The sequence below is a fragment of the Candidatus Erwinia dacicola genome (assembly GCF_001756855.1).
GTDB classification, from domain to species: domain Bacteria; phylum Pseudomonadota; class Gammaproteobacteria; order Enterobacterales; family Enterobacteriaceae; genus Erwinia; species Erwinia dacicola.
In genome coordinates this window covers 1-3972 of sequence record NZ_MAYS01000008.1, presented here as the reverse complement: position 1 = coordinate 3972, position 3972 = coordinate 1, and the positions used below count along the sequence as shown (strand labels likewise).

2 protein-coding genes are annotated in these 3972 nt (G+C 54.9%); one reads left to right on the top strand and one right to left on the bottom strand.

From position 1 onward, the window contains the following. Positions 1 to 316: 316 nt before the first annotated feature. On the top strand, positions 317 to 3043 hold the full coding sequence (gene barA / locus BBW68_RS00170) for a two-component sensor histidine kinase BarA (protein ID WP_070133509.1): 2727 nt from the start codon (positions 317 to 319) through the stop codon (positions 3041 to 3043). Positions 3044 to 3573: 530 nt separating this feature from the next. Here the strand turns inward: barA and BBW68_RS00165 are convergent. Then, on the bottom strand, positions 3574 to 3972 hold a 399-nt coding region (locus BBW68_RS00165; RefSeq protein WP_148127474.1), incomplete at its 5' end, for an IS30 family transposase.

The following is a 3972-nucleotide window of genomic DNA, read 5'->3' as shown; positions in this document are numbered from 1 at the left end:
TTGTTGAATAATAGGTAATCATGTTGTTTTAATATGCTGGTTTTGGACGAAGACGAAAGATGCTAGCCATTCCAGCATGGATTACCGAACACTGGCTGTAACTTACTGATTTTACGTTATGGATGCTTGCTGTTTTTATGGGGTCGCAGCATAATCTCTATTTATTTAACAAAGCCTCTCGATAAAGTCATCGTTAATTACTGGAAAAAATTGGTCTAGTCAGGAGTTTAACCTAGCATAGCGGCAGAAAAAATTCGACTCATTCACGATAATACGCAATGGATGGCAGAGCTGCACGCCGCGCACAGGGAATATTATGACCAAATACAGCCTGCGGGCACGCATGATGATCTTAATTCTGGCGCCGACGCTGATGATCGGGCTGCTGCTGTCGATGTTTTTTATCGTCAATCACTATAACGAGCTGCAGACCCAGCTGACCGATGCCGGGGTAAATATTATCGAGCCGCTGGCCGTTTCCAGCGAATACGGTATGACCATCCACAGCCGCGAATCGGTGCGCCAACTGCTCAGCCTGCTGCACCGCCGCCATTCGGATATCGTGCGCGCTATCTTGGTGTTTGATGACCATAATCAGCTGTTCGTCACCTCAAATTATCATCAGTCCCCTGACCTGCTGCGCTTGCCGGATAACACCCCGCTGACGGCTAAATACCTGAAGCAGCGTATTGGTAACTCCGTTATTCTGCGCACGCCGATCCTTTCTGAAAGTTACTACCCCTATGAGTCTCTGGGGCAGGACGCCAAACCGACCGGTAATCCACTCGGCTATGTGGCGATAGAGCTTGACCTGCAGTCGGTGCGCCTGCAGCAGCATAAAGAGGTGTTGATCTCCACCCTGCTGCTGCTGCTGTGCCTGTGTATTGCGATGCTGTTTGCCTACCGCCTGATGCGCGACGTTACGGGACCAATTCGTAATATGGTCAGTACCGTTGACCGTATTCGCCGTGGTCAGCTCGACAGCCGCGTTGAAGGCTATATGCTCGGCGGGCTGGACGTGCTGAAAAACGGCATTAACTCGATGGCGATGTCGCTGACGGCCTATCACGAAGAGATGCAGCAGAATATCGACCAGGCGACGTCCGATCTGCGCAAAACGCTGGAGCAGATGGAGATCCAGAACGTTGAGCTGGATCTGGCAAAAAAACGAGCGCAGGAGGCGGCGCGCATCAAGTCCGAGTTCCTCGCTAACATGTCGCACGAGCTGCGCACCCCGCTCAACGGCGTAATCGGCTTTACCCGCCAGACACTGAAAACCACTCTCAACTCGACGCAGCGCGACTATCTGCACACTATCGAACGCTCGGCGAATAATCTGCTAAGCATAATCAATGACGTGCTCGACTTCTCCAAACTGGAAGCGGGCAAGCTGATTCTGGAAACCATTCCGTTCCCGCTGCGCGCCACGCTGGATGAGGTAGTGGTGCTGTTGGCGCAGTCGGCGCACGATAAAGGGCTGGAGCTGACGTTGAATATTCAGAGCGACGTACCGGATAATGCCATCGGCGATCCGCTGCGCATGCAGCAAATCATCGTCAACCTGCTGGGTAACGCGATTAAATTTACCGAGCGTGGCAATATTGATATTCGCGTGGAAAAACGGGCGCTGAGTAATAACCGCATGGAGCTGGAAGTACAGATCCACGATAGCGGCATCGGCATTTCCGAAAAGCAGCAGTCGCAGCTGTTCCAAGCGTTTTGCCAGGCTGATGCCAGCATCTCCCGGCGCCACGGCGGCACCGGGCTGGGGCTGGTGATTACCCAAAAGCTGGTCAACGAAATGGGCGGTGAAATTTCCTTCCACAGCCGCCTGAACCACGGCTCCACCTTCTGGTTCGACATTAATCTGGCGCTGAACCCCAATGCGGCAAGCGATCCACGCCTGATGGACTGCATTGAGGGGCAAAGCTTGGCCTACGTTGAGCCTAACACCGCCGCTGCCAAAGCAATGATGGAAATGCTCAGCATCACGCCGATGAATATCCACTACAGCCCAACACTGGCTGACCTGCCGGACCCGCACTACGATGTGCTGCTGATGGGGTTACCGGTGGCCGATCGCCATCATCTGGAAATTACCGGTGAGCAGCTGACGCCGATTCTGCAACGCGCCGATAGCGTGATTATGGGTCTGCCGTTCCAGATGCAGGTGTATACCGAAGAGCTGAAAGCGCGCGGCGTCACCGCCTGCCTCATCAAACCGATTTCGATGACGCGCCTGCTGCCGATTCTGGTCGATCACCATACCAGAGATGTTCAGCAGCTGATCGAGCGCCCGCGCCTGCCGCTGCGAGTGATGGCGGTTGACGATAACCCAGCCAACCTCAAGCTGATTGGCGCTCTTCTCGAAGAGCAGGTGGCACACATTGTCCTGTGTGACAGCGGCGAAGCGGCAATCAAGCAGGCTAGGCTTCAGCATCTCGATATTATTCTGATGGATATTCAGATGCCGGAAATTGACGGCATCCGCGCCAGTGAAGAGATCCGCACCCTGCCGCAGCACGCTAATACGCCGATTGTCGCCGTGACCGCGCACGCGCTGGATGGTGAACGCGAACAGCTGATTAAAGCTGGAATGAATGACTATCTTGCCAAACCGATCGATGAAAAAAAACTTAGCCGCCTGCTGGCGCGCTATTCGCCGGGTGCGCGGCAGGCGCTGCCGCCGGTGATTGAGATCCCGGCGTCCCTCGACTGGGCGCTGGCGCTACGTCAGGCAGCCAATAAGCCCGACCTCGCCCGCGATCTGCTGCAGATGCTGGTGGATTTCCTGCCGGAAGTGCAGTCGCTGATCGACCAGTATATTGGCGAAAATAATATACCGGCGCTGCGCGATATCATCCATAAGCTGCACGGCAGCGCCAGCTACAGCGGTGTGCCGCGCATGAAACAGCTGTGCCTGCAGCTGGAGCAAAACCTGTGGCACTATGAAGATATCAGCGCTGTTGAGTCTGAGCTGTTTGAGTTACTGGATGAAATGCAGAACGTGGCGAGACTGGCAACGGAACGGTTAAAACATTAGCAGCGGGTTGGCAATAGCGAGTCAGGCATGCCTGACCCTTGGGAAATCTTGATATCGTGGCGCGCCCGCCCCGCGCGGTTAACCGAGTTGCCTACCTAGCGTGGCAGCGATATTGCACGCGGCTATATGCAGGTTATCTGCCGCTTCGTCCAGCGCCTCCTGCAGATCGCTTCAACGGCTCGCTGCTGGGAAACTATGACGCAACACCTGCCGCTTCTGCGGCAAAAAGCTGATTTCAGTGATGGCGGTGCTTAACGATGTGACCTTTGACGCTCGCGAAACCAGCGATGAGAGCGCCACTCTGTAGATCTGGTGCCGCGATGATCTGGTGGTCAGCGCCCGCCATAAACCCCTGCGGCTGGTGGAACGTTTGCAGAGCAAACTGGCCTCGCTCGGACTGCGCTCCTCCACCGAACTGCTGGCTCAGCTGCTGGCGGAGCAGGAGGATGTGCTGGCCCTGATTGTGCGCCAGTCGAATCAGTATGTGGATCCGATAGAAGATTGGGCGGATTCAAGTTTGAAGTGCAACGCTAAGCCGCCTGTTTTAGCTCTACAAAGACCACTGAAGGTTGCCGGAACCCAAGGCATTTCCGTGGCCTGCTATTCAGTGCTCCCTGGTACTTGCGGAGCTCGTCATCCGTCACTGCCGTCAGGTCAGTTCCTTTCGGGATAAACTGCCTCAACAACCCATTGGTGTTCTCGTTTAGCCCGCGCTGCCACGAGGCATATGGATGAGCGAAGTAGGTTTCCGCTTCCAACGCGTCAGCGACTTCCTTGTGCCGGGTAAACTCCCTGCCGTTGTCGAACGTGATTGTGTGACAGACGTCCTTATAGCCGCTCAGCATCGAGATAATAGCGGCGGCAACTTCGGCAGAGTCTTTAGAAAAAACCTTCTTCGTCAGATAAATACGGCTTTTACGTTCGACCAG